Raw genomic sequence first — 25,876 nt, 5'->3', positions numbered from 1 at the left:
TCATGGCGATCACCCGCTCCCGCGCCACGCCGGCCTATGCCGGACAGGCCTACGCCATCACCGACCACACCTTCGACGTCGTCGTCGTCGGCGCCGGCGGCGCCGGGCTGCGCGCCACGGTCGGCTGCTCGCAGGCCGGCCTGCGCACCGCCTGCATCAGCAAGGTCTTCCCGACGCGCTCGCACACCGTCGCGGCCCAGGGCGGCGTCGCCGCCTCGCTCGGCAATATGGGCAAGGACACCTGGCAGTGGCACATGTACGACACCGTCAAGGGGTCGGACTGGCTCGGCGACCAGGACGCGATCGAGTATCTCGTGCGCAACGCGCCGGCCGCCGTCTACGAGCTCGAGCACTGGGGCGTGCCGTTCTCGCGCACCGAGGGCGGCAAGATCTACCAGCGCCCCTTCGGCGGCATGACCACGGAGTTTGGCAACGGCCCGCCGGCCCAGCGTACCTGCGCCGCGGCGGATCGCACCGGCCACGCCATGCTGCACACGCTCTATGGCCAGGCGCTGCGCTACAACACCGAGTTCTTCATCGAGTATTTCGCCATCGACCTGATCATGGACGATGACGGCGCCTGCCGCGGCGTGATCGCGCTCAAGCTGGACGACGGCACGCTGCACCGCTTCCGCTCGCAGCAGACCATCCTGGCGACCGGCGGATATGGCCGCGCCTATTTCTCGGCGACCTCGGCCCATACCTGCACCGGCGACGGCGGCGGCATGGTGCTGCGCGCCGGCCTGCCGCTGCAGGACATGGAGTTCGTGCAGTTCCACCCGACCGGCATCTACGGCGCCGGCTGCCTGATCACCGAGGGCGCGCGCGGCGAGGGCGGCTACCTCACCAATTCCGAGGGCGAGCGCTTCATGGAGCGCTATGCGCCCAGCGCCAAGGATCTCGCCTCGCGCGACGTCGTCTCACGCTCGATGACGATGGAAATCCGGGCCGGCCGCGGCGTCGGCAAGAACAAGGACCACATCTACCTGCATCTCGACCATCTCGACCCGAAGATCCTGCACGAGCGCCTGCCCGGCATCTCGGAGAGCGCCAAGATCTTCGCCGGCGTCGACGTCACCCGCGAGCCGATCCCGGTGCTGCCGACGGTGCATTACAACATGGGCGGCATCCCGACGAACTTCCACGGCGAGGTGCTGACCAAGGAAGGCGGCGATCCGGACCGGGTCGTGCCCGGGCTGATGGCGATCGGCGAGGCGGCCTGCGTCTCCGTGCACGGCGCCAATCGCCTCGGCTCGAACTCGCTGATCGACCTCGTGGTCTTCGGCCGCGCCGCGGGCCTGCGCTGCGCTGAAGTCGTCAAGGCCGGCGAGAAGCAGCCGGAGCTGCCGGCGAACTCGGCCGACCTGGCGCTGACCCGCCTCGACAAGTACCGCAACGCCAAGGGCGGCACGCCGACGGCCGTGCTGCGCGACCGCATGCAGAAGACGATGCAGACCAACTGCGCCGTCTACCGCACCGGCGAGACGCTGGAGGAGGGCTCGAAGCTGATCCACCAGGTCTGGGCCGGGATCGAGGATATCGGCACCACCGACCGCTCGCTGATCTGGAATTCCGACCTGGTCGAGACGCTGGAATTCGACAACCTGATCACCCAGGCGGTCGTCACGATGGATTCGGCGCTGCAGCGCCCGGAAAGCCGTGGCGCCCATGCCCGCGAGGACTATCCGGAGCGCGACGACAAGGACTGGATGAAGCACACCCTGGCCTGGATCGACGACACGGCCCGCACCGTGACGCTCGACGACCGGCCGGTGCACACCTACACGCTCTCGAACGACATCGAATACATCAAGCCGAAGGCGCGGGTGTACTGAGGACGATCTGACCGATGGCCGAATTCAATCTCCCGCAGAACTCCCGCCTGACCGAGGGCAAGGCCTGGCCGAAGCCGGCCGGTGCCAGCAAGGTCACCGAGTTCAAGATCTATCGCTGGGACCCGGATACCGGCGCCAATCCGCGCACCGACACCTATTATGTCGACCGCGAGGATTGCGGGCCGATGGTGCTCGACGCCCTCATCTGGATCAAGAACAAGGTCGACCCGACGCTGACCTTCCGGCGCTCCTGCCGCGAAGGCATCTGCGGTTCCTGCGCCATGAATATGGACGGCAAGAACGGGCTCGCCTGCACCACCGGCATCGACGAATGCGGCGGTAAGGACAAGGTCGCGATCTACCCGCTGCCGCACATGCCGGTGGTCAAGGACCTCGTTCCGGACCTGACCCGCTTCTACGCCCAGCACGCCTCGATCGAGCCCTGGCTCAAGACGACGACGCCGGCGCCCGAAAAGGAATGGTCGCAGGGCCGCGAGGACCGCGAGAAGCTCGACGGTCTCTATGAGTGCATCCTGTGCGCCTGCTGCTCGACCTCGTGCCCGAGCTATTGGTGGAACGGCGACCGCTATCTTGGGCCCGCGGCGCTGCTGCAGGCCTATCGCTGGCTGATCGACTCGCGCGACGAAGCCACCGGCGAGCGCCTCGACAATCTCGAGGACCCGTTCCGGCTCTATCGCTGCCACACCATCATGAACTGCGCCAATGCCTGCCCGAAGGGCCTCAACCCGGCCAAGGCGATCGCGGAGGTCAAGAAGATGATGGTGGCCCGCCAGCTCTGAGGGGCGCAAATCCGCGAGCGCGGCCGCCTGACGCGGCTGGCTGCGCTTCCGGTGCTCACGGACAGAAAGTCCGCTCCGCTCCGGTTCTCGCCAACCACGCCAGTCGGCTCACGCTGGCGAATTTCCGCGGCGCTTCGGCGGGCTCGGGCGCGTTTCCACGCTATTTCAGATACCGCTCCGGCCTGAACGGCGCGGGATCGGCGAGCGGCGTCTCCCCGCAAACCATGGCCGCCAGCATCTCTCCCGTCACCGGCCCGGTCGAGAAGCCGATATGCTGGTTGCCGAAGGCGAGCCAGAGGCCGGGATTGCGCGGCGCCTGCCCGATCATCGGCAGCGAATCCGGCAGGGTCGGGCGCGCGCCGCGCCAGGTCACGTCCTCGGCCGGTTCCGTCAGCGGGAAAGCCTCGCGCGCCCGCGGCAGCACCTGCTCGATCTGGGCGTGGTCATCGGGCGCGTCGCGATGGGCGAGCTCGACGCCGCTGGTCAGGCGCAGGCCGCGCTCCATCGGCGCCAGCATGTAGGAGGCCTCGACATCGTAGATCGGCCGGTTGAGGAAGCGCCCCTGCGCCGGCCTGTAATGGCGGTGATAGCCGCGCTCGACATTGAGCGGCACCTTCAGTCCGAGCGGTCGCAGCAGCTCGGCGCTCCACGGACCGAGCGCGACGACGATGAGGTCGGCCTCGTGCTGCGTGCTCTTGCCGATAGCGCGCCAGCCTTCGCCTTGGCGCGACAGGGCCGTCACCTCGTCGCGCAGGATCGTGCCGCCGCGTGCGGCGAACAGGCCGGCATAGGCCTCGACCACCGCGCCCGGCCAGTCGACCGAGGCGCTGTCCCTGTGCAGCAGCGCTGCCGAGAAGATCGGGTTCAGGCCGGGTTCTAGCGCCGAGAGCGCCTGGCGGTCGAGCGCCTCGATGCGCACGCCATGATCCTCGAGCCAGATCCGGCGCGCTTCCGCCGCGGCGGCGCCGGCCTCGCTGCGCCAGAGCTCGAGGAAGCCGTTGTCGCGCAGGCGCCAGGCGATGCCGGCCTCGGTCATCAGGCGCTTGTGCAGGGGCAGGGCCGGCGCGATCAGGCTTTCCAGCGCCGCGACGCGGGGGCCGAGCCGCCCCGGCCTGGCTTCCGAGAGGAAACCGAGGGCCCAGCCGGGGTTGCGCAGCAGATGGCCGAAGCGATAGCGCACCGCCGCATGCCGGTTGCTCAGATATTTCGGCAGGCTCTTCCACAGGCCGGGATTGTTGAGCGGCAGGATCGAGGAGCGGCTGATCAAGCCGGCATTGCCGTAGGAGGTTTCGCGGCCGGGCTCGCGCCGGTCGATCAGCGTGACCCTGCCGCCGCGCTTCTGCAAGGCGAGCGCGCAGGAGACGCCGACCATGCCGGCGCCGAGGACGATGATGCTGCGGTTCACTTGGTCAGGTCCGGGGAGAGGACAGGCTCGGCGAGCCAATGGTCGAGGAAGCCGTCGAGCCAGCTGCGCACGGCCGGATCGTACTGGTACCAGCCGTCGAGATGCTGATGGCGCAGTTGCGCGCCCGGCAGCAGGGTGCGTTCATGGCCGCGCACCGACCAGCGGCACATCATCGCCGGCGTCACCTCGGGGTGGAACTGGATGCCGTAGACCTTGCGGCCGGCGCGGATGGCCTGGACCGGGAAATCGCCACCGGTCGCCAGGCACTCGGCGCCGGGCGGGCAGTCGAAGCCTTCGCGGTGCCATTGGTAGACGGTTCCCGGCCAGTTGCAGCTGCTCGCCCTGGCGTCGGCGTGGCCGGCATCGGTCAGGCTGAGCGGGTAATAGCCGATCTCGGCCCGGCCCTCCGGATGGCCATAGACGGTCCCGCCGAGATGGCGGGCGAGCATCTGTGCGCCCAGGCAGATCCCAAGAAACGGCGCCTCCTCCCTGAGGCAGACACCGATCCAGTCGGTCTCCGCCTTGACGAAATCGTCGGGGTCGTTGGCGCTCATCGGCCCGCCGAAGATCACCGCGCCGGCATGGCCCTGCATGGTCGGTGGCAGCGGGTCGCCGAAACGGGGCCTGCGGATGTCGAGGGTGTGGCCGCGCTCGGCGATGAGGCGGCCGACGCGGCCGGGGGTCGAATGCTCCTGATGGAGCACGATCAGCACCGGCCTGCGCGGCGGCGCTGCCTCCGGGCGGGTGCGGAGCCGGCGACGGGCCTCGAAGCGATAGGACAGATCGTTCATCGCGACGTTCGCTGACGCTCCCGAGACCGGATTCTCCACGCCGGATCGCGTCTTAAGATGCGGTTTGCCGGGCGTTGCGGCAAGCGGATTGTCGGCCATGACGGGCATGGCCGGGGCCAGCGCCGTGCATGCTCCGTGCAATCTTTCGTCAGTAGCTTTCCGCCAATGCAACCCGCAGGGACGATGCCGATTGACTTTCGCGCCGGGCTCCGGCATGAGAATGAACGTTCATTCTCATTCTTCGAAACAGGCATGTCGCAGGTCGTCACCCCGTTCTCCGCCGAGCGCGTCCTTTCGGAACGCCATGTCCGCATCCTCGATGCGGCCGAGCGCGTCTTCGCGCGCGCCGGTTTCCACGCGGCGACGATGAACGAGATCGCGGTGGAAGCCGGGATGAGCCCGGGCAATCTCTACCGCTACTTCCCCTCCAAGGATGCGATCATCGCCGGCATCAGCGAGCGCGACCGCATGGAGATTGCGGCCGACTTCGCCCAGCTCGACCCGGCGAGGGGCGGGCTGCTCGATCAGCTCGAGGCGCTCGGCCGCCAGCACATGACGCGCAAGCCGCGCGAGAAGGCGATCATCGCGGTGCAGATCTGGGCGGAAGCCTCGCGCACGCCCGAGATGGCGCGCATCTGTGCCGGCTTCGACGAGACGGTCGAGCAAGGGCTCGGCGCGGCCGTCGAGGCCGCCAAGGCGAGTGGAGAGCTGCCGAGCAATCTCGATCAGGCGCGCTTCCTGCAGGCGCTGTTCATGATGGCGGACGGCTTCTTCTGCCGACGCGCCGTCGATCCCGACTTCGACGCCGTTGCCGGCGCCGACGCCCTGTTCGCCGCGATGCGTGGCCTGGCGCAGACCATGCTGCTGCCGTCCGCCGGCGAGCCAACCCCGTAAGACGAAGACCGACCATGCCAGTCTCGCCCAAAAGCCTGATCCTGCCGCCGCTCGTCGCGCTCCTGAGCGCGCCCGTGGCCGCTCTTGCCCAGGCGCCGGCCTCGGCCGCGACCCAGCAGGCGCCCTCCGCCGGACCCGCGATCACGGTGACCTCGGTCAAGCGCGCCGAGATCGTCCAGAGCGTGGTCGTCTCCGGCTCGATGATCGCGCGCGAAGAGGTGCTGGTCGCGCCCGAGGTCGACGGCTTCGTCATCACCGAGCTGCTCGCCGAGGAGGGCGACCATGTCGCCGCCGGCCAGGTGCTGGCGCGGCTTTCGCGCACGACGCTGGACGTGCAGCGCGCCCAGAACGAGGCGCAGAGCGCGAAGGCGGAGGCCGCGATCGATCAGGCCAAGGCCCAGATCGTCGAGGCGGAGGCCAATCTGGTCCAGGCCAACAACGCCTTCGACCGGACCAAGGCGCTGCGTGACAGCGGCAATGCCAGCCTGGAGACCTTCGATCTGCGCTCCGCCGCGGCGCGAGCGGCGCAGGCGCGGCTGAACTCGGCCAAGCAGGCGCTGGCGATGGCGCAGGCCGATCTCACCTTGTCGCAGGCGCAAGGCCGCGACATCGCGGTCAGGCTGGCGCGCACCGAGATCAAGGCACCGAAGGCCGGGATCGTCAGCCGGCGCAGCGCCAAGCTCGGCGCCATGGCGACGATGGCGGCGGCCGAGCCGCTGTTCCGGATCATCGCCGACGGCGCGATCGAGCTCGAAGCCGATGTCGCCGAGGTCGAGCTGCCCAATCTCAAGCTCGGGCAGGCGGTCGCGGTGACGCCGGCCGGCGCCGACAAGCCGCTCGCCGGCCAGATCCGGCTGATTTCGCCCGAGGTCGACAAGGCCTCGCGGCTCGGGCGGCTGCGCGTGTCGCTCACCGGCAACCCGCCGGTCGCCGTCGGCTCCTTCGCGCGAGGCGTGATCGAGACCGGGCGCAAGACCGCGCTCGTGCTGCCGCTTTCGGCGATCACCTATGCGCGCGGCGGCGCCATGGTGCAGGCCGTGAAGGACGGGCGGGTGACGACCAGGAAGGTCGTGCTCGGCCTGGTCGGCGGCGGGCGCGCCGAGATCGTCTCCGGCCTCGCCGAGGGTGAGAGCGTGGTCGCCCGCGCCGGCACCTTCGTGCGCGACGGCGACGCGATCACGCCGGTCACGGCGGACTGACGGGATCGGGAGCCCTGGGATGAACGTCAACGTCTCCGCCTGGTCGATCCGCAAGCCGGTTCCGGCGATCCTGCTCTTCGTCGTACTGTGCGTGCTCGGGCTGCTGTCGTTCTCGAAGCTGCCGGTGACGCGCTTCCCGAACATCGACGTGCCCTTCGTCTCGGTGACGGTGACGCAGTCCGGCGCCGCGCCGGCCGAGCTCGAGAGCCAGGTGTCGAAGCGCGTCGAGGACGCGGTCGCCAACATCACCGGCGTCAAGCACGTGATGTCGACGCTGACCGACGGCTCCTCGGTGACGATGATCGAGTTCCGGCTCGAGGTGAACACGGACCGGGCCGTCAACGACGTCAAGGACGCGATCGCCAAGATCCGCGCCGAGCTGCCGCGCACCATCGACGAGCCGGTGATCCAGCGCATCGACGTCGAGGGCCAGTCGATCCTGACCTATGGCGCCTCCTCGCCCGGCATGACGCTGGAGCAGCTCTCCTGGCATGTCGACGACGTCGTCGCCCGCGAATTGCAGGGGTTGAAGGGCGTCGGCCGGGTCGAACGCTATGGCGGCGTCGATCGCGAGATCAGGATCTCGCTCGATCCCGACCGGCTGCTGGCGCTGGGCACCACGGCCGGCGAGGTCAACCGCCAGATCCGCGCCACCAATGTCGACCTCGCCGGCGGGCGCGGCGAGGTCGGCGGCCAGGAGCAGGCGATCCGCACCCTCGCCAGCGCCAGGACCGTCGCCGAGCTGGCCGAGAGCAAGATCCAGCTCACCGGCGGGCGAGAGGTGCGCCTGAAGGAGCTCGGCCGCGTCGAGGACGCCAATTCCGAGCCGCGCGTCTTCGGCCGCCTCAACAAGCAGCCGGTGGTCGCCTTCGCCGTGTTCCGCTCGAAAGGCGCGAGCGAGCTCTCGGTCAAGGAGGTGGTCGCGGCCAGGATCGCCGAGCTGAACAAGCGCTATCCGACCATCGCGCTCAAGCCGATCGACGACGCCGTCGCCTACACCTACGGCAATTACAAGGCGGCGATGGAGACGCTGATGGAAGGGGCGGCGCTGGCCGTGCTCGTCGTCTTCGCCTTCCTGCGCAACTGGCGCGCGACGCTGATCACCGCGATCGCCCTGCCGCTCTCGGCGATACCGACCTTCTGGGCGATGGAGCTGCTCGGCTTCTCGCTCAACCTGGTCAGCCTGCTCGGCATCACGCTGGTCACCGGCATCCTGGTCGACGACGCCATCGTCGAGATCGAGAACATCGTGCGGCACATGAAGATGGGCAAATCGCCCTATCGCGCCGCCATGGAGGCGGCCGACGAGATCGGCCTCGCGGTCATCGCGATCACGCTGACCATCGTCGCGATCTTCGCGCCGGTCTCGTTCATGGGCGGCATCGCCGGCCAGTATTTCCGGCAGTTCGGCCTGACGGTCGCCGTCGCGGTGCTGTTCTCGCTGCTGGTCGCGCGCCTGATCACGCCGATGATGGCGGCCTATCTGTTCCGCCCGATGAAGCACCACGAGCCCAAAGACGGCTTCGTGATGCGCGGCTACGCCTGGCTGCTCGAGGCCACGCTGAGGAAGCGCCGCATCCCGGTGCTGCCGCGCCGCGACGGCTCGGGAGGATGGCGCAGGGTGCCGTTCAACACGGCCTATCTGACGCTGATCGCCGGCTTCGGCTTCCTGTTCGCCTCGATCCAGGCGACGGCGCTGCTGCCGACCGGCTTCTTCCCGGAGGAGGACACCGCCCGCATCGTCGCCAGCGTCGAATTGCCGCCCGGCGCGACGCTGGAGGACACGACCGTCGCCACCGACAGGATCGTCGACAAGTTGCGCGAGATCCCCGAGGTGACGACCGTCTTCGTGCTCGGCGGCGCCTCGCCGACAGGCCAGCGCGAGGTGCGCCGCGCCGCGGTGTTCGTCATGCTAACGCCGAAGGCCGAGCGCGACGTGCCCCAGAAGGAGCTCAAGGTCACCATCGCCGACAAGCTGGCGAGCGTCCCCGACGTGCGCGCCTGGTACGTCAACGAGCGCGGCGAGCGCGAGATGGCCTTTTCGATCCTGTCGAAGGATGGCGAGGCGCTGGACGAGGCGGTGGCCAAGATCGAGGCGCGCATGCGCAAGGTCGACGGCTACCTCAACGTCGCCTCGGCCGGCTCGCTCGCCCGGCCGGAGCTGCGCGTCACGCCGAAGCTGGAGCAGGCCGCCAGCCTCGGCGTCACGCCCGAGGCGATCTCCGAGGCGCTGCGCGTCGCCACCATCGGAGACATCGGCCCCAACCTCGCCAAGTTCAACGCCGGCGATCGGCTGGTGCCGATCCGTGTCCAGCTCGACGAGGCCGCCCGCGCCGACATCCGCAACATCGCGGCGCTGCGCGTCGTCAATACCGCCGGCGTCTCGATCCCGCTGACGGCGGTCGCCGAGATCGGCTTCGGCGAAGGTCCATCCTCGATCGACCGCTACGACCGGGTCCGGCGCGCCACGATCGGGGCCGACCTGAAGCGCGGCTTCGAGCTCGGCACGGCGCAGGAGCGGTTCCACGAGATCGTCAAGGAGGTGGGCCTGCCCGAGGGCGTGCGCATCGCCGCCACCGGCGACGCCGAGATCCAGGGCGAGGTGGTCGAGGGCTTCATCACCGCGATGACCACCGGCCTGATGCTGGTGCTCGCGGTGCTGATCCTGCTGTTCGGCTCGGTCTTCCAGCCGATCACGATCCTGCTCTCGCTGCCGCTCTCCTTCGGCGGCGTGGTGATCGCGCTGCTCGCCACCCATAACCCGGTCTCGATGCCGGTCTATATCGGCCTGCTCATGCTGATGGGCATCGTCACCAAGAACGCGATCATGCTGGTCGACTTCGCGGTCGAGGAGGTCGCGCGTGGCAAGGACCGCACGACGGCGCTGCTCGAGGCGGGCCGCAAGCGCGCGCGGCCGATCGTGATGACCACCATCGCCATGGCGGCCGGCATGCTTCCCTCCGCCTATGGCGTCGGCGACGGCGGCGAGTTCCGTGCGCCGATGGCGATCGCGGTGATCGGCGGCCTGATCGTCTCGACCGTGCTCTCGCTCGTCTTCGTGCCGTCCTTCTACGTGGTGATGGACGATCTCGGGCGCCTGACCGGCTTCCTGTTCGGTCGCTTCCTGGGCAAGGCGGAGGACGAGAGCAGCTGGACCGCGGTCAGCGACGAGGAGACGCCGGGCGAAGCCAGCGCCAAGGCGATGGCGGGCAAGCCGCCGCCGCCGCGACTGGCGGCGGAGTGAGAGGCCGCGCCCGCCTCGGGGCTGGCGCGCTTCGCCTCGCCGATCAATCCTCCTTCAGCGACAGGTCGAGGTTCTGCCCTTTCCCCGGCTGGCTGCCGCGCAGGGTCAGCGCGACCCCGCTCGGCTGGCGCGCGATCGTCAGGGTCGCCGGCGGGTTCGGACGGACGCTCTCGGCGGTCTCGTTGAAGGCGAGCGTGAGGCGCTGGCCCTGGCGCTCGCCCGACAAGGTCGCGACCGTGCCGGTGCTCTCCCTGAAGGTGCCGGCATAGCGCCCGCTCTTCGGATCGTGGCGCAGGTCGATGCGGATCGTCGCGCTGAAGATGGCGGCGGTGCTGCAGCGACCGTCGAGGCTGAGGCGCGTGCCCTGCTGGTCGCCGTCGAACCGGCATGTCAGCGAGCGGCTGCCGCCATCGGCATTCCGGAGCGTGCCATTGCCGCTGAAGCGACCTTCCAGAGAGTTGAGAAAGCCGCTCTCGTCACGCTCGGCCTCCTGTTGAGCTGCGGCGGGCTGCGCCACGATCAGCAGCGCCGCCGCAGCCAACGCTTTCGCCAGGTGATGTCGTGTCATGATCTGTCCTCCTGCCGGCTAAACGTCTCAGGAGCGGTTTTGATCGTTCTGGCGCCGGTCCCGGCCAGGCCCGGCGATCCGTGCGCGATTTCCGCTTGCAATCTGCAACCGGTTTCGTTAGCACGATACTGCTTGCGGTTCGCAAGCAGTCGAACTGCGCCGAGAGGGCGCCAGGGAGGATGCGATGGCCAGGGTGATCGTCTGGAATCTCGTGACGCTGGACGGCTATTTCGAGGGCACGGAGAAGTGGGACCTCTCGTTCCACAACGACGCCTGGGGCGAGGAGCTCGACGCCCTCAGCAAGGAGTTCGGCAAGCGGGCGCAATGCCTGGTCTTCGGCCGCGTCACCCATGACGGCATGAAGGCGTACTGGACCAGCGCCACCGCCGAGGACGGCGAGGTCACGCGCTACATGAACGCCCTGCCCAAGCTGGTCGCCTCGCGCACGATCACGAGCTCGGACTGGAACAACACGCGCGTCACCGCCGACATCGCGGGCGAGATCGCCAGGCTGCGGGCGGCGCCGGGCAAGGACGTCCTGATCTTCGGCAGCGCCCAGCTCTGCGATGCGCTGCTGCGGGAGAAGCAGATCGACGAACTGATGCTGGCCGTGGTGCCGGTCCGGCTCGGTGCGGGCACCCTCTTCTTCAAGCCGGGCGGCGAGCGGCAGCGGCTCGACCTGCTGGAGTCGCGGCCGCTCGAGAACGGCACGGTGATCCTGCGATACGCGCCGCGGATCTGAGACCGTGCCGCCGCGGCCTGCGGCGCGGCAGGCCCTATCCCTTGCGCACCATCAGCACCGCCGCCAGGATCGCGACGCCGCCGAAGGCCTGGGCCGGCGAGGGCTGCTCGGCGAAGATCGCCCAGGCGGCGAGCACCGAGACCAGCGCCGGCCAGACCATGACGAGGGAAGCGGCTCCGGCGCCGTAATGGCCGAGCGCCAGCGTGATCAGGCCCTGACCCATGGCGTGCGAGATCAGGCCGAGGGCCGCGACGGCAAGCCAGCCGGTCAGGCTCCGCGGCAGGATCGCCTCGCCGAGGCCGAGCGCGGCGACGAGACAGAAGGCGGCGCAGATGGCGCTGGAGATCAGGCCGATCCGTCCGGCGGCGGCGCGATTGCGGGCGCGGCGCACGGCGAGGATATAAGCCGCATAGGAGAAGGCGGCGCCAACGGCGAGGCCGTCGCCGAACAGGCCGGCTCCGGAGAGCGGCGCCGCCGCGCCGAGCTTCGGCAGCACCAGCAGGCCGGCGCCGCCGATGGCGAGCAGCAGCGCGCCGAGGATGCGCCGTGTCGGCTTCTCGCGGAACAGCAGCCAGCCGCCGAGGATGACGCCGACCGGCGAGAGATTGCCGAGCAGCGAGGCGTTGGCGATCGAGGTGAAGCCGAGCGAGGCGTTGTAGAGCACGACGTCGACGCCGAAGGCGAGGCCGGCGAGCGCGATCGGCAGGATCGCGCCGGCCTTGACGCCGCGAGCGCCGTCGCCGGCGGCTTCCAGGGCCATCCAGGCGGCGAGCACCGGCAGGGCGAAGACCATGCGCCAGAAGCCGGCCGCGGCCGGGCCGACATCGGCGAAGCGCACGAAGATGCCGGAGAAGCCGATGCAGGTCGCGCCGAGCAGCAGCGCCAGGAACATGGCGAGCGCCGGCGCGGCGGGACGGTCGGACACGGACAGGCTCGGGGCGGACATGGGTGCACGATCTGGAAGGCTGATGATCCGGCCGTCGATATAGGACGCTTCCTGCAATCGGAAAAACGGATTATATTGATTTAACTATCTCTGTTTCCGATGGAACAACGATGGCCAGCCATCTCGATCTCGACGCGCTCGCCATGCTGGTCGCCGTGGCCGAGACGGGCGGTTTCACCGCGGCGGGCGCCAGGCTCGGGCGCACGCAATCGGCGGTTTCGGGCCGCATCCAGGATCTCGAAGCCACGCTCGGCCGGCAGCTGCTGGAGCGCGCGCGCCGCGGCGTCGTGCCGACCGAGGCCGGCGAGCGCCTGATCGCCCAGGCGCGCCGCCTGCTGGCGATCGAGCGCGAGGCCCGGGCGGAGCTCGACGGCGACAAGGCCGTCGGGCGCCTGCGCATCGGCCTGCCGGACGATTATGTCGACGCCTACCTGCGGCCGCTGATCGTGCGCTTCGCCGAGGCGCATCCGCGCGTCGAGATCGCGGTACATTGCGAATTGTCGAAACGGATCGAGCCGGCGGTGGCGGCGGGCGAGCTCGATCTCGCGGTCATCACCCAGGATCCCGGCCGGCCGAAGGGCGAGAGGCTGAGGCGCGAACCGCTGGTCTGGGTCGCGGCCCGCGGCCACCGGCCCGAGCTCAGCGAGGTGCTGCCGCTCGGCTTGTTCAACGAAGGCTGCCGGGCCCGCCCGCGTATCCTCGGCGCCCTGCAGGCGGCGGAGCGGCCGCATCGGCTGGTGTTCTCCTCCTCGCACATGGCCGGGCTGCTGTCGGCGGTGGAGGCCGGGCTGTGCGTCACCGCGATCACCGAGAGCGCCGCGCCGGTCTCCTTGCGTCGGTTGGAGCCGTCCGAGAATTTGCCGGCGCTGTTCGACCTCTCGGTCGCGCTGGTGATCGCGCCGCAGGCGGGCGTCGCGGCGCGCCATTTCGCGCAGGCGCTGCGCGAGGCGATGGCGGCGCCGCGGCTGGCGGCGTGACTGAAGCGCGTGATGCTCGGGCGAAGACCCGAGCATCTCTTGCCGGAGAGGGTGCAGGCCAGCGCCTTCTCGTCCTGAGATTCTCGGGTCTGCGCTTCGCTTCGCCCGAGAATGACGCCGAACTCACTCCGCCGCCTGCGGCTTCAGCACGCCGCGGCGGATCTGGTCTTCCTCGATCGACTCGAACAAGGCGCGGAAATTGCCCTCGCCGAATCCGTCATCGCCCTTGCGCTGGATGAATTCGAAGAAGATCGGGCCGACCACGGTGGCGGAGAAGATCTGGAGGAGCACCTTGCTCATCCGGCCGGCCTTCTCGCCGAGCGCGACCGCGCCCTCGCCATCGATCAGGATGCCGTTGGCCTTGAGCCGGGCGACCGGCTCGCCATGGTTCGGCACGCGGCCGTCGACCTTCTCGTAATAGGTGTCGGGCGGCGACGGCATGAAGGGCAGGCCGTTCCGGCGGAGCTGCTCGACGCTGGCATAGATGTCGCGCGAGCCGAGCGCGACATGCTGGATGCCCTCGCCCTTGTATTCGCGCAGGTACTCCTCAATCTGGCTCTTGTCGTCGAGGGATTCGTTGATCGGGATGCGGATCTTGCCGCAGGGCGAGGTCAGCGCCCGCGAGATCAGGCCGGTCAGCTTGCCCTCGATGTTGAAGAAGCGGATCTCGCGGAAGTTGAAGAGCTCGCCATACCAGTCGGCCCAATGGTCCATGCGGCCGCGATGGACGTTGTGGGTGAGGTGGTCGAGATAATACATCCCGGCCTGCTCCGGATGCGGATCGGTCTCGCCGAGCCATTCGAAATCGACATCGTAGATCGAGCCCTTCTCGCCATAGCGGTCGACGAAATAGAGCAGCGAGCCGCCGATGCCCCTCACCGCCGGGATCTGCAGTTCGCCTGGGCCGACCTTCGTCTCATAGGGCTCGGCGCCGAGCGAGACCGCACGGTCGAAGGCGTGCCTGGCGTCGACGACGCGGAAGGCCATGGCGCAGGCGCAGGGGCCGTGCTCGGCGGCGAAGCCCTGGGCGAACGATTCCGGCTCGGCGTTGACGATGAAATTGACGTCGCCCTGGCGGTAGAGCGTCACCTTCTTCGAGCGGTGCCTGGCGACCTTGGTGAAGCCCATGGTCTCGAACAGCGCGCCGAGCTTTTCGGGTTCGGGATGGGCGAACTCGACGAACTCGAAGCCGTCCGTGCCCATCGGATTGGCATCGGAGATGGCCGGCGGGGCTGAATCGTGCGGGAACGGTCCCATGCTGCGTCTCCTCGATCTGTGATTGAACCAATGCTCGCGCAGCGGGATGGCGAAAAGTTTGCAAAATCCTGCGCCCTCGGGCTTCCTTTGCATCGATCATGCATGATTGGGCGAAGGATCTCACGGATGTCGCAGATCGACGCTTTCGACCGGCGCCTGCTCGCAGCCCTGCAGGAAGACGCCTCGCTCACCAATGGCGCGCTCGCCGAGCGGGTCGGCCTCTCGGCCAGCCAGGTCTCGCGGCGGCGGCAGGCGCTGGAGAGCGCCGGCATCGTCCGCGGCTATCGCGCGCTGATCGACCCGGAGGCGATCGGCCTCTCCGTCACCGTCTTCATCCATGTCGCGCTCAACACCCACTCGCGCGACAATGCCCGGCGCTTCCGCGACCTGGTCAAGCTGACGCCCTCCGTGCTGGAGGCGCATGCGCTGACCGGCGAGGCCGACTACATGCTCAAAGTCGCGGTCGGCGACCTGAAGGAGCTGGCGCGGCTGGTCAACGAGGTGCTGCTGCCGCATGAGAGCGTCGCGCGCGTGCGCTCGGAGATCGCGCTGGAGACGCTGAAGGAGCCGGGCCTCCTGCCGCTGGCGAATGCGTGAGCTTGCCCCTTCCGCCGGCGCCCCGCCGCGCTATAACTCAGCCATGGTCGTTCTCAACCGCATCTACACCCGCACCGGCGACGACGGCACGACGGCGCTCGCCACCGGCGCGCGCCGGCCGAAATTCGATCTGCGCGTCTCCGCCTACGGCACCGTCGACGAGACCAATGCCTGCATCGGCCTGGCGCGGCTGCACTGCGCCGGCGAGGATGCCGAGCTCGACGCGATGCTCGGCCGGATCCAGAACGATCTCTTCGATCTCGGCGCCGAGCTCGCCTCGCCCGAGACCGGCGAGAAGCCGGCCTTCGAGCCGCTGCGCATCGTCGAGGCGCAGGTCGACCGGCTCGAGGCGGAGATCGACCGGCTCAACCGGCCGCTCGGGACGCTGCGCTCCTTCGTCCTGCCCGGCGGCACGCCGGCGGCGGCGCATCTGCACCTCGCCCGCACGGTGAGCCGCCGGGCCGAGCGGCTGATGGTCGAATTGTCGCAGACCGAGGGCGAGCGCGTCGCGGCGCCGGCGCTGAAGTTCATCAACCGGCTGTCGGACTTCCTCTTCGTCGCCTCGCGCCACCTCAACGCCAGGGCCGGGGGCGACGTGCTCTGGACGCCCGGCCAGAACCGGTAGTCCGATGTTCGTGCCATTGCACGACGGCGTGCCGATGCGCTTCATCCGGGTCGCCTACGTCACCTATGCGCTGATCGCGCTCTGCATCGGGCTGCGGCTCATGCTGACGCACTGGCCCGGCGAGGGGAGCGAGATCGCGGTGATGGCCGGTTTCGGCACGATTCCAGCGGTGCTGTTCGGCGAGGCGCAATTGCCGCACGAGTTGCTCCGGGCGCCGCCTTGGCTGACGCTCACGACCGGCATGCTGCTCCATGCCAGCGTCGCGCATCTAATCGGCAACATGCTGTTCCTCTGGGTCTTCGGCGACAATGTCGAGGATGCGATGGGCCATCTGCGCTTCCTCGTCTTCTTCCTGCTCTGCGGCATGGCCGGGGCGCTGCTGCACGCGCTGATGAATCCGCAGTCGGAACAGCCGCTGATCGGCGCATCCGGGGCGATCTCGGGGGTGATCGCCTCCTACCTCATGCTCTATCCGCGCGTGCGCGTCTGGGGGCTCGCCTTCAAGGCGATCCCGCTGCACATCCCGGCGATGTACGCGCTCGGCGCCTGGATCCTGTTCCAGCTGCTCTCGGCGCTGTTCGACCAGCAGGACGCCGTCGGCTGGTGGGCGCATCTCGGCGGGCTCGGCGCCGGCGCGGCGCTGACGCCGCTCCTGATCCGGGGCGAACTGCGTCTGTTCGGCCGCGGCCTGCGCGGGGCGCCGTGACTTTCATGGCGTTGACAAGCGCAAATTCCCGTCGCTACGGTCCGTCCGCATTTCAGCCGAGTGTCGCGATGCCGGGCATCGCCGTCGCCGGCGGACCGCCATCCGACCGCATCTCTCCGTAACCGGTGAAGCCCTGATGAAGATACTTGTGCCAGTAAAGCGGGTTGTCGACTACAACGTGAAGATCCGGGTGAAGGGCGACGGGTCTGGCGTCGAGCTGGCCAATGTGAAGATGTCGATGAACCCGTTCGACGAGATCGCCGTCGAAGAGGCGCTGCGGCTGAAGGAAGCGGGCAAGGCGACGGAAGTGATCGTGGTTTCGGTCGGGCCGGCCCAGGCGGCCGAGACGATCCGCACCGGCCTCGCCATGGGCGCCGATCGCGGCATCCTGGTGAAGACCGACGCCACCGTCGAGCCGCTCGGCGTGGCCAAGCTGCTGAAGAAGATCGTCGAGCAGGAGACGCCGGAACTCGTCATCCTCGGCAAGCAGGCGATCGACGACGACTGCAACCAGACCGGCCAGATGCTCGCCGCGCTGCTCGGCTGGCCGCAGGGCACGTTTGCATCCAAGGTGGTGCTCGACGCGGGTTCGGCCGAGGTCACCCGCGAGGTCGACGGCGGCCTGCAGACCGTCTCGCTCAAGCTGCCGGCGATCGTGACCACCGATCTGCGCCTGAACGAGCCGCGCTACGCCTCGCTGCCGAACATCATGAAGGCGAAGAAGAAGCCGCTCGACGAGACCTCGCCGGAGACGCTCGGCGTCGAGATCGCCCCGCGCCTGACGGTGCTGAAGACGGCCGAGCCGGCCGGGCGCTCCGCCGGCGTCAAGGTGGGCAGCGCCGCCGAACTCGTCTCCAAGCTCAAGACCGCCGGGGTGCTGTGATGACGACCCTTCTGCTCGCCAAGCACGACAACAAGAGCCTCAACGAGGCCACCCGCAAGGCGCTGACGGCAGCGAAGGCGCTCGGGGCTCCGGTCCATGTTCTGGTCGCCGGCCTCAATGCCAAGGCCGTGGCGGAAGCCGCCGCCAAGCTCGACGGCGTCGAGAAGGTGTTGCTCGCCGACGATGCGGCCTATGAGCATCGCCTCGCCGAGCCGCTGGCGGCGCTGATCGTCTCGCTCGCGCCCGGCTATGATGCGCTGGTCGCGCCCGGCACCACCACCGGCAAGAACGTGATGCCGCGCGTCGCCGCGCTGCTCGACGTGATGCAGATCTCGGAAGTCACCAGGGTCGTCTCGGCCGACACCTTCGAGCGGCCGATCTATGCCGGCAACGCGATCCAGACGGTGCAGTCGAGCGACGCCAAGAAGGTCATCACCGTGCGCGGCGCCTCCTTCGCCGCCGCCGGCGACGGCGCAGCCTCGGCCCCGATCGAGGCCGTCGCGGCGGCACCGAATCCGGGCATCTCCTCCTTCAAGGGCGAAGAGGTCGCGAAGTCCGACCGGCCGGAGCTGGCCTCGGCCAAGATCATCGTCTCGGGCGGGCGGGCGCTCGCCTCGGCCGAGAACTTCACCAAGGTGATCGAGCCGGTGGCGGACCGTCTCGGCGCCGCGATGGGCGCCTCGCGCGCCGCGGTCGACGCCGGCTACGCCCCGAACGACTGGCAGGTCGGCCAGACCGGCAAGGTGGTGGCGCCCGAGCTCTATGTCGCGGTCGGCATCTCCGGCGCGATCCAACATCTCGCCGGCATGAAGGATTCCAAGGTCATCGTCGCCATCAACAAGGACGAGGAGGCGCCGATCTTCCAGGTCGCCGATTACGGCCTCGTCGGCGATCTCTTCACCATCATGCCGGAACTCGAGAAAGAGCTCGAGAAAGCTGGAAAGTAGGCCTCCCTGCGGGCGGCCACGCGGCCGCCCGCGCCAGCTCCCGCGGGAACAGAAGCGTCACATGGACCAACAGATCAAGACCGTCGGCATCATCGGCGCCGGGCAGATGGGCAACGGTATCGCCCATGTGGCCTCCGTCGCCGGTTTTGACGTCAAGCTGCACGACATCGCCGAGGAGCGCATCAACGCCGCGCTGGCGACGATCGACGGCAACATGGCCCGGCAGGTCGCCAAGGGCGCCATCGCCGACGAGGACCGCCGCAGCGCGATGTCGCGCATCGTCTCGGCGCCGAAGCTCGAGGATCTGGGCTCCTGCGACCTGGTGATCGAGGCCGCGACCGAAAGCGAGGAGGTGAAGCGCAAGATCTTCACCTCGATCTGCCCCTATCTGCGGCCGGACGCCCTGCTCGCCTCCAACACCTCCTCGATCTCGATCACGCGGCTCGCCGCGGCGACCGACCGGCCCGAGCGCTTCATCGGCATCCATTTCATGAACCCGGTGCCGCTGATGCAGCTCGTCGAGCTGATCCGCGGGATCGCCACCGACGACCACACCTTCGAGCTCGCCAAGGAGTTCGTCGCCAGGCTGCACAAGACGGCGTCGGTCTCCGAGGATTTCCCGGCCTTCATCGTCAACCGCATCCTGCTGCCGATGATCAACGAAGCCGTCTACACGCTCTATGAAGGCGTCGGCTCGGTCGAGGCGATCGACACGGCGATGAAGCTCGGCGCGAATCACCCGATGGGCCCGCTCCAGCTCGCCGACTTCATCGGCCTCGACACCTGCCTGTCGGTGATGCAGGTGCTCCATGACGGGCTCGCCGATTCGAAGTACCGGCCCTGCCCGCTGCTGGTGAAGTATGTCGAGGCCGGCTGGCTCGGCCGCAAGACCAAGCGCGGCTTCTACGATTATCGCGGCGAAAAGCCGATCCCGACGCGCTGAGATCGTCCGCCCGCCTCGCGCTGGGCACTCCGGACGCCGGTCTTTTCTGCCTGAGAGCTCCCGGGCCGCGCCGCGCGCCGCCCGGAAATGACGGCCGCCGCCTGCGTATTCGCGCCGCAACATCGCCGCTTCACATTCCTGTCGTCTCGCGCTTACATTGATGCGTTACAGGATTCGTGCGGCCCAACGAGCGGAGGCGCGATACGGGTGACGGCGCATGTGATGCATCCGATGGCCTCGCCGGACGGTTGTCCGGCGCTGGTGCTCAACGCGGATTTCCGGCCGTTGAGCTATTATCCGCTTTCGTTGTGGAGCTGGCAGGACGCGATCAAGGCGGTCTTCATGGACCGGGTCAACATCGTCTCCGAATACGACACCGTGGTGCGCAGCCCGAGCTTCAACATGAAGCTGCCCTCGGTGGTCTCGCTCAAGACCTATATCAAGCCGTCACGCACCCCGGCCTTCACCCGGTTCAACGTCTTCCTGCGCGACCGCTTCTCCTGCCAGTATTGCGGAACCCGCGACGAACTGACCTTCGACCATGTCGTGCCGCGCTCCAAGGGCGGGCTCACCACCTGGGAGAACGTCGTCGCGGCCTGCTCGCCCTGCAATCTGATGAAGGGCGACAAGATGCCGACGACGGTCGGCATGATCCCGATGCAGAAGCCGTTCGCGCCCTCGATCAACGACCTGCACCGCAACGGCAAGCTGTTCCCGCCGAACTACCTGCACGACAGCTGGCTCGACTATCTCTACTGGGATTCCGAGCTGGAGCCCTGACGCCGGCGGTCAGCGCGACCGCGAGCGCGGATCGGAGGCGTCGCGCAGGGCATCACCGAGCAGGTTGAGCGCCAGCACCGTGACGAGGATGGCGAGGCTCGGGAAGACCGCGAGCCACCAGGCGTCGAGGATGTTCTCGAAGCCCTCGCGGATCATCGCGCCCCAGGTCGGCGCCGGCGGCGGCACGCCGAGACCGATGAAGCTGAGCGAGGCCTCGGTGCGGATCGCCGAAGCCAGCCAGAGCGAGCTCATCACCACCACGTCCGAGATCATGTTCGGCAGGATGTGCCGCGTCATGATCCGGAACGGCCCGCAGCCATAGGAGCGGCTGGCCTCGACGAAATCGCGCTGGCGCAGCGTGATCGTCGGGGCGCGGGCGACGCGGGCGAAGGGGGCGACCTCGGTCACGGCGATGGCGATGATCAGGTTCTCGAGGCTCGCGCCGAGCATGGCGGCGATCATCAGGCCGAGCAGCAGGGTGGGGAAGGCGAGCAGCACGTCGAGCACGCCCATGACGAGCTGGTCGAAAACGCCGCCGACATAGCCGGCGAGCACGCCGATCGCGGTGCCGACCAGCATGGCGATCAGGATGGCGACGAAGCCGACGAACAGCGAGATGCGGGCGCCGTAGATCAGGCGCGAGAGCACGTCGCGGCCATAGGAATCGGTGCCGAGCCAGAATTCGGCGGATGGCGGCTCCAGCCGCGCGACGATGTTCTGCTCGAGCGGGTCGTGCGGGGCGAGCCAGGGCGCGAACAGCGCGACGCAGACGATCAGTGCCAGCAGGACGAGCCCGACCCAGGCGAGCCGGTTCTGCGTGAAGGCGAGCCAGAGCCCGCCGGGCTGGATCGCGACGGGGGCGTCGGCGGCGCTCATGAGTATTTCACCCTGGGGTCGACGAGGCCATAGGCGAGGTCGGTGAGCGTGTTCACGACGATCACGCAGATGGCGAAGATGATCATCAGCCCCTGCAGCAGCGTGTAGTCGCGGGCGTTGAGGGCGCCGATGATCAGCTTGCCGAGGCCGGGCCGGTTGAAGATGATCTCGGTCAGCACGGAATTGCCGATCAGCGTGCCGAAATAGAGCCCGACCACGGTGATGATCGGGATCAGCCCGTTGCGCAGGGCATGGGTGACGACGAGCCGGGACGGGCCGACGCCCTTGGCGCGGGCGGTGCGGATATAGTCCTCGGTCAGCACGCCGAGCATGGCGGCGCGGGTCACGCGCATCACATAGGCGGTCATGATGATGCCGAGATTGAGCGCCGGCAGCGCCAGGGCCCGCATGCGCTCGGCGAAGCTGCCGGCGCCGCTGGTGTTGCCGAGCACCGGGAACCAGCCGAGCTGGATGGCGAAGACGATCAGCATCAGGATGCCGGAGACGAAGGCCGGGAAGGACAGGCCGACCAGCGAGACGACGCGCGAGACATAGTCGACCCAGCCATTGCGGGCGAGCGCCGCGGCGATGCCGAGCGGCAGGCCGAAGAGGAGGCCGATCGCGATGGCGGCGACGGTGAGCTCGATCGTGGAGGGCAGGACGAGCAGCACCTCGCGGAGGACGCTGCGCCCGCTCGACAGCGACTCGCCGAAATCGCCGCTGAGGATCTTGCCGAGAAAGCTGAGATATTGGACGTGGACGGGCTGGTCCAGGCCGAGCTTTTCCCGGAGCGCGGCGAGCGAGGCGGCGCTGGCCTGGTCTCCGAGGATGACCGAGGCGGCGTCGCCCGGCACGAGGCGGACCAGCACGAAGATCGCGGTCAGCATCACGAACAGAGTGGGGATGGCGAGCAGGATGCGCCTGACCAGGTAGCCGATCATGCCACCGCCCTTTCCTGCATCAGTCGCCCCGGGGCGAAGGCGGCGATCTCGCGGCGCGACCGGCCTTCGCAGACCAGCTCGGCGAGGATGGCGCCGACGACCGGGACGAGCTGGAAACCGTGCCCGGAGAAGCCGAAGGCATGAACGAGGCCGGGCGTATTCGGCGAGAGGCCGATCACCGGGATATGGTCGCGGGTTTCCGCCTCGATGCCGGTCCAGCAGCGGGCGATCCGCACCGCGCGCACTGCGGGGAAGAGATCGCCGGCGGCGCGCGCGCCCCTGGCGAGCCGGCGGAAATCGACGCTGCTGCGCTCAGCGTCGAGATCGGCCGAGCCTTGCAGGCCGCCGCCGATCACCAGCGTGCCCTGGCTCGCCTGCTTGAAGGAGAGCGCACGGCCGACGACGCTGACCACGGGATCGAGCAAGGGCGCGAGCCGCTCGGTGACGATCATCATCGAGGCACGGACGCCGAGCGGGATCACGTCGCCGAACAGGGCGGCGAGCCGGCCGGCCCAGGCGCCGGCGGCGTTGACGACATGGGGCGCGCGAAAGCGCCTGCTGCCGCAGATCAGCAGCCAGTCGCCGCCGATCCGGTCGACCGCCTCGACGCCGCAACCCTCGGCGATGGCGACGCCCGCGGCTTCGCAGGTGCGGCGGAAGGCGGCGATGGTGCGGTGCGGGTCGGCGGCGCCGTCGCGCCGCGCCGCCAGCGCGCCGACGCAATGCGGGCTCAGCGCCGGCACGAGGCGGCGCAGCTCGGCGGCGTCGATCAGCTCCTCATGATCGTATCCCAGCGCGCGGGTGCGGGCCTGCCGCTCGATCAGGGCCGGCATGTGCTCGGCCGTCTCGGCGACGCGGATCTGGCCATGGGCATGGAAGCCGCAATCGTCGCCGACGATGGTCTCGATCCGGTGCCACATCGCCATCGCCTCGAGCGAGATCGGAATCTCCGCGATGTCGCGGCCGAGCGTGCGCACGCCCGCCGCCGTGGCGCCGGAGGCGTGGCGGCCGGTCCAGCGCCGCTCGACCAGCGCGACCTTGCGCCCGGCGCGCGCCAGGTGGAGCGCGGCGGAGAGGCCGTGCAGGCCGCCGCCGATTACGACCACGTCGAATGTGGCCTCGCTCATGCCGCCGGTTCCTGCTCGTCGAGGCTGGCGAGCTCGCCGAGCGTGACCGGCTTCAATGGCGGCCTGATCCGGTAGAAGCCGACCTCCTCGACGGGGCGGCCCTGCGCGGCGGCGACGATATGGGCCATGGCGTAGCCGCACTGCCGGCCCTGGCAGGGGCCCATGCCGGCGCGGGTGAAGGCCTTGAGCTGGTTCGGGCCGGGCCGTCCCTCGAGCGCGCGGGCGCGCAGCTCGCCGGCCGTGACCTCCTCGCAGCGGCAGACCAGCGTCTCGTCCGGCGGTGCATGAAGCTGCGGTCGCGGCGCATAGAGCGCGTCGAGGAAGGGCCTCAGCGCGAGCGCGCCGGAAAGGGCGCCGCGCTCCGGGGCGGCGGCGAGCTCGGCCGCGGCGTCATCGAGCCGGCCGAGCCTGGCGGCGACCCGCAATGCCGCGAGCCGCCCGCGCGGTTCGGCCGCCTCGGCGCCGCCGATGCCGGCGCCGTCGCCGGCGATGAAGATATTGGCCTGCGTGGTCTCGCCCCAGGCGTCGAGCACCGGGACATAGCAATGCTGGCCGGCATGCCAGCGCACGGCGCAGCCGAGCGCGAGCGCTGCGTGGATATTCGGTACCACGCCCTCATGGACGAGCAGCACCTCGGCGGGGACTTCGGCCTCGCGGCCGTCTTCCGCGCGGTAGCGCAGGCGCTGGAGCCGGCCTTCGCCCTCGGCGACGAGCTCGGTGACGTGGCGAATGGTCGGGATGCCGGCCCGGCGCAGCGCCAGCGACCAGGACAGCCCTTTCATGAGATCGCCGAGACGGCCGAGCCCCTGCGGCAGATGGCGCAGGGCCGCTCGGACGCGCCCGCGCGCGGTGGTGTCGAGGAAGCCGGCGATCCGGCCGCCCGCGGCCAGAAGCTGGGTCATGTAGAGCAGCGGCAGCGGCCCGCAGCCGGCGATCCAGACCGGTTTCTCCGGCACGGAATCGGCCGTCTTCAGCAGGATCTGCGCGGCGCCGACCGTCAGAACGCCCGGCAGCGTCCAGCCGGGGAAGGGCACCGGCCGTTCCTGCGCGCCGGTCGCGAGGATGATCGCCTCTGCGGTCACGATGCGGGCCTTGCCGCCCCGCGTGATGAAGGCGCGGAAGCCCGGCTCGATCTGCCAGAGCTGGCTTTCCGGTTCGTACAGAGCACCGCAGGCGCGGAAGGCCGCGGCGCGGTCGGCACCCGAAAGATAGCTCTCGCCGAGCCGCGCCGCGCGCGGCGTCGCGGCGACGGTCTCGATGCCGCGCCAGATCTGGCCGCCGGGCGCCGGCTGCTCGTCGACGAGGCGGACGGACAGACCGTGGCGGCGGGCGGCGATCGCGGCGGCCATGCCGGCGGGGCCGGCGCCGACGATCAGGAGATCGGTATGCTCGCTCATGCCGACAGGCTCCGGCGCCCCTGCTGGCGGGCGATGCGCATGCCGGCGGCGACGGGCGTCAGGCAGCTCTGCACCGAGCCCTGGCCGTCGATCTCGACCAGGCATTCGAAGCAGACGCCCATCATGCAGTAGGGCGCGCGCGGGCTTTGCGAGACCGGCGTGGTCCGGTTCCAACCCTCCTGCTGGCGCAGCAGCACGGCGGCGACGCTTTCGCCCGGTTCCGCGACGACGGGGCGCCCGTCGATGAAGATGGTGACCGCCTGCGGTCCCGGGTCATGCAGCTTGCGGAACATCGAACCGACTCTGATGGAAGGGAGACAGGCGCCCGGGCAGGCTGCCCGCCGCGATGGCCGAGGCGAGGTCCTCGGCATGGAAGGCCGCGAGTGTCACCCCGGAATGGCAGAGCGCGACGAAGGCCCCGGGATGACTCTGCGACTGCGCATAGATCGGGTAGCTGTCCGGCGTCATGATGCGCAGGCCGGCCCATTGCCGGACGAGGCCGACCCGGGCGAGCGCCGGGACGATCTGCACCGTCTTGCGGCTGAGCCTCGCCGCGGCCTCGCCGGTGGTGGAGACGTCGAAGCCGGGATCGTCCTTGGTCGCGCCGATCATCACCGTGCCCTCGCCGGTCTGGCGCAGGCCGCTCGCCGGCAGGGGCAGGAAGGGTTCGAGCCGCTCGGTGACCAGCACCTGGCCGCGCTCCGGGCGCAACGGCACGTCGAGCCCGACCTGCCGGGCCAGTTCGGGCGAGCCGAGGCCGGCGGCGATGACGACCCGCGGCGCCACCAGCGTCTCGCCGTCGAGCGTGAGCTTGAAATCGGTGCCGGCCGGCTCGATCCGCCGGACCCGGGCGCGATGGCGCAATGCGCCGCCATGGCGCAGCACGCCGGCATGCATGGCCGCGAGCAACCGCAACGGGTTGGCGTGCCCGTCATGCCGCCCGAAGCTGGCGCCGGCGACGTCGGGGCCGAGCGTCACCTTCGGCAGAAGGCGCTCCAGCGCCGGGCGGTCGAGCATCTCCCAATCCGGCTCGCCGTCGCCGCGCTGGTTATGGAGCCGCAGCAGGTCGAGGCGGCGCTTCTCGAAGGCGTCCTCGCCCAGGCAGAAGGCGAGGCCGCCATTCTGCTCATAGGCGAGATCGATCGCCGTCTCGGCCTCGAGGCGCTCGGTGAAGCCGCGCCAGAGCGCGATGCTGGCGCGCGTCAGCGCCTGATAGGCCGGCATGCCGAGGCCCTTGCCCTGCAGCCAGACCAACCCGAAATTCGCCCGCGCCGCGCGGAAGTCGCCGTCGTCGCCGTCGAGCAGCAGCACCTTGTTGCACTTGCCGGCGAGGCCGTAGGCGATGGCGGCGCCGACCGTTCCTCCCCCGATGACGACGATGTCCGGCCGCATGAAA

The 25,876-nt window shown here is 69.4% G+C and carries 25 protein-coding genes; 14 read left to right on the top strand and 11 right to left on the bottom strand.

What is annotated here, in order from left to right; genetic code table 11:
* Nucleotides 1-2 precede the first annotated feature (2 nt).
* Together sdhA and CS1GBM4_RS09830 are read left to right on the top strand one after the other, a co-directional pair.
* On the top strand, nt 3-1,835 hold the full coding sequence (gene sdhA / locus CS1GBM4_RS09835; protein WP_186418521.1) for a succinate dehydrogenase flavoprotein subunit: 1,833 nt from the start codon (nt 3-5) through the stop codon (nt 1,833-1,835).
* Between the two features lie 14 nt (nt 1,836-1,849).
* Nucleotides 1,850-2,635 (top strand): succinate dehydrogenase iron-sulfur subunit, encoded by a 786-nt coding sequence (locus CS1GBM4_RS09830; RefSeq protein WP_186418520.1) that lies wholly within the window; start codon nt 1,850-1,852, stop codon nt 2,633-2,635.
* Nucleotides 2,636-2,795: 160 nt separating this feature from the next.
* Here the strand turns inward: CS1GBM4_RS09830 and CS1GBM4_RS09825 are convergent, their stop codons facing one another.
* Together CS1GBM4_RS09825 and CS1GBM4_RS09820 are read right to left on the bottom strand one after the other, a co-directional pair.
* Nucleotides 2,796-4,040, bottom strand: a complete 1,245-nt coding sequence (locus CS1GBM4_RS09825; RefSeq protein ID WP_186418519.1) for an FAD-dependent oxidoreductase — start codon at nt 4,038-4,040, stop codon at nt 2,796-2,798.
* On the bottom strand, nt 4,037-4,831 hold the full coding sequence (locus CS1GBM4_RS09820; protein ID WP_186418518.1) for a glutamine amidotransferase: 795 nt from the start codon (nt 4,829-4,831) through the stop codon (nt 4,037-4,039). Before CS1GBM4_RS09820 ends, CS1GBM4_RS09825 begins: the two co-directional genes overlap by 4 nt.
* Nucleotides 4,832-5,083: 252 nt before the next feature.
* On the opposite strand from CS1GBM4_RS09820, the gene CS1GBM4_RS09815 reads away from it, so the two are divergent.
* The 3 genes from CS1GBM4_RS09815 to CS1GBM4_RS09805 are packed head-to-tail and all read left to right on the top strand — an operon-like array spanning nt 5,084 to nt 10,168.
* Nucleotides 5,084-5,725 (top strand): TetR/AcrR family transcriptional regulator, encoded by a 642-nt coding sequence (locus CS1GBM4_RS09815; RefSeq protein ID WP_186418517.1) that lies wholly within the window; start codon nt 5,084-5,086, stop codon nt 5,723-5,725.
* A gap of 14 nt (nt 5,726-5,739) precedes the next feature.
* A complete protein-coding gene (locus tag CS1GBM4_RS09810) occupies nt 5,740-6,924 on the top strand; it encodes an efflux RND transporter periplasmic adaptor subunit (protein ID WP_186418516.1) in 1,185 nt (394 codons plus the stop codon).
* 19 nt (nt 6,925-6,943) lie between these two features.
* Entirely contained in the window at nt 6,944-10,168 is a 3,225-nt protein-coding gene (locus CS1GBM4_RS09805; protein ID WP_186418515.1) for an efflux RND transporter permease subunit, read from the top strand.
* 43 nt (nt 10,169-10,211) lie between these two features.
* On the opposite strand, the gene CS1GBM4_RS09800 is transcribed toward CS1GBM4_RS09805, so the two are convergent.
* The gene (locus CS1GBM4_RS09800; protein ID WP_186418514.1) at nt 10,212-10,736 is read right to left on the bottom strand and encodes a hypothetical protein; all 525 of its coding nucleotides are present in this window, start codon (nt 10,734-10,736) and stop codon (nt 10,212-10,214) included.
* A 184-nt stretch (nt 10,737-10,920) separates the two neighbouring features.
* Here CS1GBM4_RS09800 and CS1GBM4_RS09795 point away from each other — a divergent pair, with 184 nt between their 5' ends.
* A complete protein-coding gene (locus CS1GBM4_RS09795; protein ID WP_186418513.1) occupies nt 10,921-11,478 on the top strand; it encodes a dihydrofolate reductase family protein in 558 nt (185 codons plus the stop codon).
* Nucleotides 11,479-11,512: 34 nt separating this feature from the next.
* On the opposite strand, the gene CS1GBM4_RS09790 is transcribed toward CS1GBM4_RS09795, so the two are convergent.
* Nucleotides 11,513-12,403: a DMT family transporter gene (locus tag CS1GBM4_RS09790; RefSeq protein WP_186418512.1), complete on the bottom strand. Its 891-nt coding sequence runs from the start codon at nt 12,401-12,403 to the stop codon at nt 11,513-11,515.
* Nucleotides 12,404-12,534: 131 nt separating this feature from the next.
* On the opposite strand from CS1GBM4_RS09790, the gene CS1GBM4_RS09785 reads away from it, so the two are divergent.
* Nucleotides 12,535-13,401: a LysR substrate-binding domain-containing protein gene (locus CS1GBM4_RS09785; RefSeq protein WP_186418511.1), complete on the top strand. Its 867-nt coding sequence runs from the start codon at nt 12,535-12,537 to the stop codon at nt 13,399-13,401.
* Nucleotides 13,402-13,524: 123 nt separating this feature from the next.
* On the opposite strand, the gene hppD is transcribed toward CS1GBM4_RS09785, so the two are convergent.
* Nucleotides 13,525-14,658, bottom strand: a complete 1,134-nt coding sequence (gene hppD / locus CS1GBM4_RS09780) for a 4-hydroxyphenylpyruvate dioxygenase (RefSeq protein ID WP_186418510.1) — start codon at nt 14,656-14,658, stop codon at nt 13,525-13,527.
* 126 nt (nt 14,659-14,784) lie between these two features.
* Between hppD and CS1GBM4_RS09775 the strand changes: the two genes are divergently transcribed.
* The 7 genes from CS1GBM4_RS09775 to CS1GBM4_RS09745 all read left to right on the top strand — a co-directional run bounded on the left by CS1GBM4_RS09775 (nt 14,785) and on the right by CS1GBM4_RS09745 (nt 20,139).
* Entirely contained in the window at nt 14,785-15,255 is a 471-nt protein-coding gene (locus CS1GBM4_RS09775; RefSeq protein WP_244607151.1) for an Lrp/AsnC family transcriptional regulator, read from the top strand.
* A gap of 43 nt (nt 15,256-15,298) precedes the next feature.
* Nucleotides 15,299-15,880 (top strand): cob(I)yrinic acid a,c-diamide adenosyltransferase, encoded by a 582-nt coding sequence (locus CS1GBM4_RS09770; protein WP_186418508.1) that lies wholly within the window; start codon nt 15,299-15,301, stop codon nt 15,878-15,880.
* Nucleotides 15,881-15,884: 4 nt separating this feature from the next.
* Nucleotides 15,885-16,586: a rhomboid family intramembrane serine protease gene (locus tag CS1GBM4_RS09765; RefSeq protein WP_186418507.1), complete on the top strand. Its 702-nt coding sequence runs from the start codon at nt 15,885-15,887 to the stop codon at nt 16,584-16,586.
* Nucleotides 16,587-16,722: 136 nt separating this feature from the next.
* The gene (locus tag CS1GBM4_RS09760) at nt 16,723-17,469 is read left to right on the top strand and encodes an electron transfer flavoprotein subunit beta/FixA family protein (protein ID WP_186418506.1); all 747 of its coding nucleotides are present in this window, start codon (nt 16,723-16,725) and stop codon (nt 17,467-17,469) included.
* A complete protein-coding gene (locus CS1GBM4_RS09755) occupies nt 17,469-18,416 on the top strand; it encodes an FAD-binding protein (RefSeq protein WP_186418505.1) in 948 nt (315 codons plus the stop codon). The genes CS1GBM4_RS09760 and CS1GBM4_RS09755 overlap by 1 nt, the downstream gene beginning before the upstream one ends.
* Nucleotides 18,417-18,477: 61 nt before the next feature.
* Nucleotides 18,478-19,359, top strand: a complete 882-nt coding sequence (locus CS1GBM4_RS09750) for a 3-hydroxybutyryl-CoA dehydrogenase (protein WP_186418504.1) — start codon at nt 18,478-18,480, stop codon at nt 19,357-19,359.
* Between the two features lie 222 nt (nt 19,360-19,581).
* On the top strand, nt 19,582-20,139 hold the full coding sequence (locus tag CS1GBM4_RS09745) for an HNH endonuclease (RefSeq protein ID WP_186418503.1): 558 nt from the start codon (nt 19,582-19,584) through the stop codon (nt 20,137-20,139).
* 9 nt (nt 20,140-20,148) lie between these two features.
* On the opposite strand, the gene CS1GBM4_RS09740 is transcribed toward CS1GBM4_RS09745, so the two are convergent.
* Genes CS1GBM4_RS09740 through CS1GBM4_RS09715 form a run of 6 tightly spaced genes read right to left on the bottom strand, consistent with a single transcriptional unit; the run spans nt 20,149 to nt 25,872 of the window.
* A complete protein-coding gene (locus tag CS1GBM4_RS09740) occupies nt 20,149-21,015 on the bottom strand; it encodes an ABC transporter permease (protein WP_186418502.1) in 867 nt (288 codons plus the stop codon).
* The gene (locus CS1GBM4_RS09735; protein ID WP_186418501.1) at nt 21,012-21,956 is read right to left on the bottom strand and encodes an ABC transporter permease; all 945 of its coding nucleotides are present in this window, start codon (nt 21,954-21,956) and stop codon (nt 21,012-21,014) included. Before CS1GBM4_RS09735 ends, CS1GBM4_RS09740 begins: the two co-directional genes overlap by 4 nt.
* On the bottom strand, nt 21,953-23,083 hold the full coding sequence (locus tag CS1GBM4_RS09730; protein ID WP_186418500.1) for an FAD-dependent oxidoreductase: 1,131 nt from the start codon (nt 23,081-23,083) through the stop codon (nt 21,953-21,955). The genes CS1GBM4_RS09735 and CS1GBM4_RS09730 overlap by 4 nt, the downstream gene beginning before the upstream one ends.
* Nucleotides 23,080-24,480, bottom strand: a complete 1,401-nt coding sequence (locus tag CS1GBM4_RS09725) for an NAD(P)/FAD-dependent oxidoreductase (RefSeq protein WP_186418499.1) — start codon at nt 24,478-24,480, stop codon at nt 23,080-23,082. Before CS1GBM4_RS09725 ends, CS1GBM4_RS09730 begins: the two co-directional genes overlap by 4 nt.
* A complete protein-coding gene (locus CS1GBM4_RS09720) occupies nt 24,477-24,773 on the bottom strand; it encodes a (2Fe-2S)-binding protein (RefSeq protein ID WP_186418498.1) in 297 nt (98 codons plus the stop codon). Before CS1GBM4_RS09720 ends, CS1GBM4_RS09725 begins: the two co-directional genes overlap by 4 nt.
* Nucleotides 24,754-25,872: an FAD-dependent oxidoreductase gene (locus CS1GBM4_RS09715; protein WP_186418497.1), complete on the bottom strand. Its 1,119-nt coding sequence runs from the start codon at nt 25,870-25,872 to the stop codon at nt 24,754-24,756. Before CS1GBM4_RS09715 ends, CS1GBM4_RS09720 begins: the two co-directional genes overlap by 20 nt.
* Nucleotides 25,873-25,876 lie beyond the last annotated feature (4 nt).

The sequence above is a fragment of the Allobosea sp. CS1GBMeth4 genome (genome assembly GCF_900185715.1).
Lineage (GTDB): Bacteria > Pseudomonadota > Alphaproteobacteria > Rhizobiales > Beijerinckiaceae > Allobosea.
The sequence above is the reverse complement of the archived record's forward strand: the minus strand, read 5'-3'. Positions and strand labels throughout refer to the sequence as shown.

Coding starts and splice junctions, on each gene's coding strand:
- sdhA (WP_186418521.1), top strand. CDS start 3: ATGGCGATCACCCGCTCCCGCGCCACGCCGGCCTATGCCGGACAGGCC.
- CS1GBM4_RS09830 (WP_186418520.1), top strand. CDS start 1,850: ATGGCCGAATTCAATCTCCCGCAGAACTCCCGCCTGACCGAGGGCAAG.
- CS1GBM4_RS09820 (WP_186418518.1), bottom strand. CDS start 4,831: ATGAACGATCTGTCCTATCGCTTCGAGGCCCGTCGCCGGCTCCGCACC.
- CS1GBM4_RS09815 (WP_186418517.1), top strand. CDS start 5,084: ATGTCGCAGGTCGTCACCCCGTTCTCCGCCGAGCGCGTCCTTTCGGAA.
- CS1GBM4_RS09810 (WP_186418516.1), top strand. CDS start 5,740: ATGCCAGTCTCGCCCAAAAGCCTGATCCTGCCGCCGCTCGTCGCGCTC.
- CS1GBM4_RS09805 (WP_186418515.1), top strand. CDS start 6,944: ATGAACGTCAACGTCTCCGCCTGGTCGATCCGCAAGCCGGTTCCGGCG.
- CS1GBM4_RS09800 (WP_186418514.1), bottom strand. CDS start 10,736: ATGACACGACATCACCTGGCGAAAGCGTTGGCTGCGGCGGCGCTGCTG.
- CS1GBM4_RS09795 (WP_186418513.1), top strand. CDS start 10,921: ATGGCCAGGGTGATCGTCTGGAATCTCGTGACGCTGGACGGCTATTTC.
- CS1GBM4_RS09785 (WP_186418511.1), top strand. CDS start 12,535: ATGGCCAGCCATCTCGATCTCGACGCGCTCGCCATGCTGGTCGCCGTG.
- hppD (WP_186418510.1), bottom strand. CDS start 14,658: ATGGGACCGTTCCCGCACGATTCAGCCCCGCCGGCCATCTCCGATGCC.
- CS1GBM4_RS09775 (WP_244607151.1), top strand. CDS start 14,785: ATGTCGCAGATCGACGCTTTCGACCGGCGCCTGCTCGCAGCCCTGCAG.
- CS1GBM4_RS09770 (WP_186418508.1), top strand. CDS start 15,299: ATGGTCGTTCTCAACCGCATCTACACCCGCACCGGCGACGACGGCACG.
- CS1GBM4_RS09765 (WP_186418507.1), top strand. CDS start 15,885: ATGTTCGTGCCATTGCACGACGGCGTGCCGATGCGCTTCATCCGGGTC.
- CS1GBM4_RS09760 (WP_186418506.1), top strand. CDS start 16,723: ATGAAGATACTTGTGCCAGTAAAGCGGGTTGTCGACTACAACGTGAAG.
- CS1GBM4_RS09755 (WP_186418505.1), top strand. CDS start 17,469: ATGACGACCCTTCTGCTCGCCAAGCACGACAACAAGAGCCTCAACGAG.
- CS1GBM4_RS09750 (WP_186418504.1), top strand. CDS start 18,478: ATGGACCAACAGATCAAGACCGTCGGCATCATCGGCGCCGGGCAGATG.
- CS1GBM4_RS09745 (WP_186418503.1), top strand. CDS start 19,582: ATGCATCCGATGGCCTCGCCGGACGGTTGTCCGGCGCTGGTGCTCAAC.
- CS1GBM4_RS09740 (WP_186418502.1), bottom strand. CDS start 21,015: ATGAGCGCCGCCGACGCCCCCGTCGCGATCCAGCCCGGCGGGCTCTGG.
- CS1GBM4_RS09735 (WP_186418501.1), bottom strand. CDS start 21,956: ATGATCGGCTACCTGGTCAGGCGCATCCTGCTCGCCATCCCCACTCTG.
- CS1GBM4_RS09730 (WP_186418500.1), bottom strand. CDS start 23,083: ATGAGCGAGGCCACATTCGACGTGGTCGTAATCGGCGGCGGCCTGCAC.
- CS1GBM4_RS09725 (WP_186418499.1), bottom strand. CDS start 24,480: ATGAGCGAGCATACCGATCTCCTGATCGTCGGCGCCGGCCCCGCCGGC.
- CS1GBM4_RS09720 (WP_186418498.1), bottom strand. CDS start 24,773: ATGTTCCGCAAGCTGCATGACCCGGGACCGCAGGCGGTCACCATCTTC.
- CS1GBM4_RS09715 (WP_186418497.1), bottom strand. CDS start 25,872: ATGCGGCCGGACATCGTCGTCATCGGGGGAGGAACGGTCGGCGCCGCC.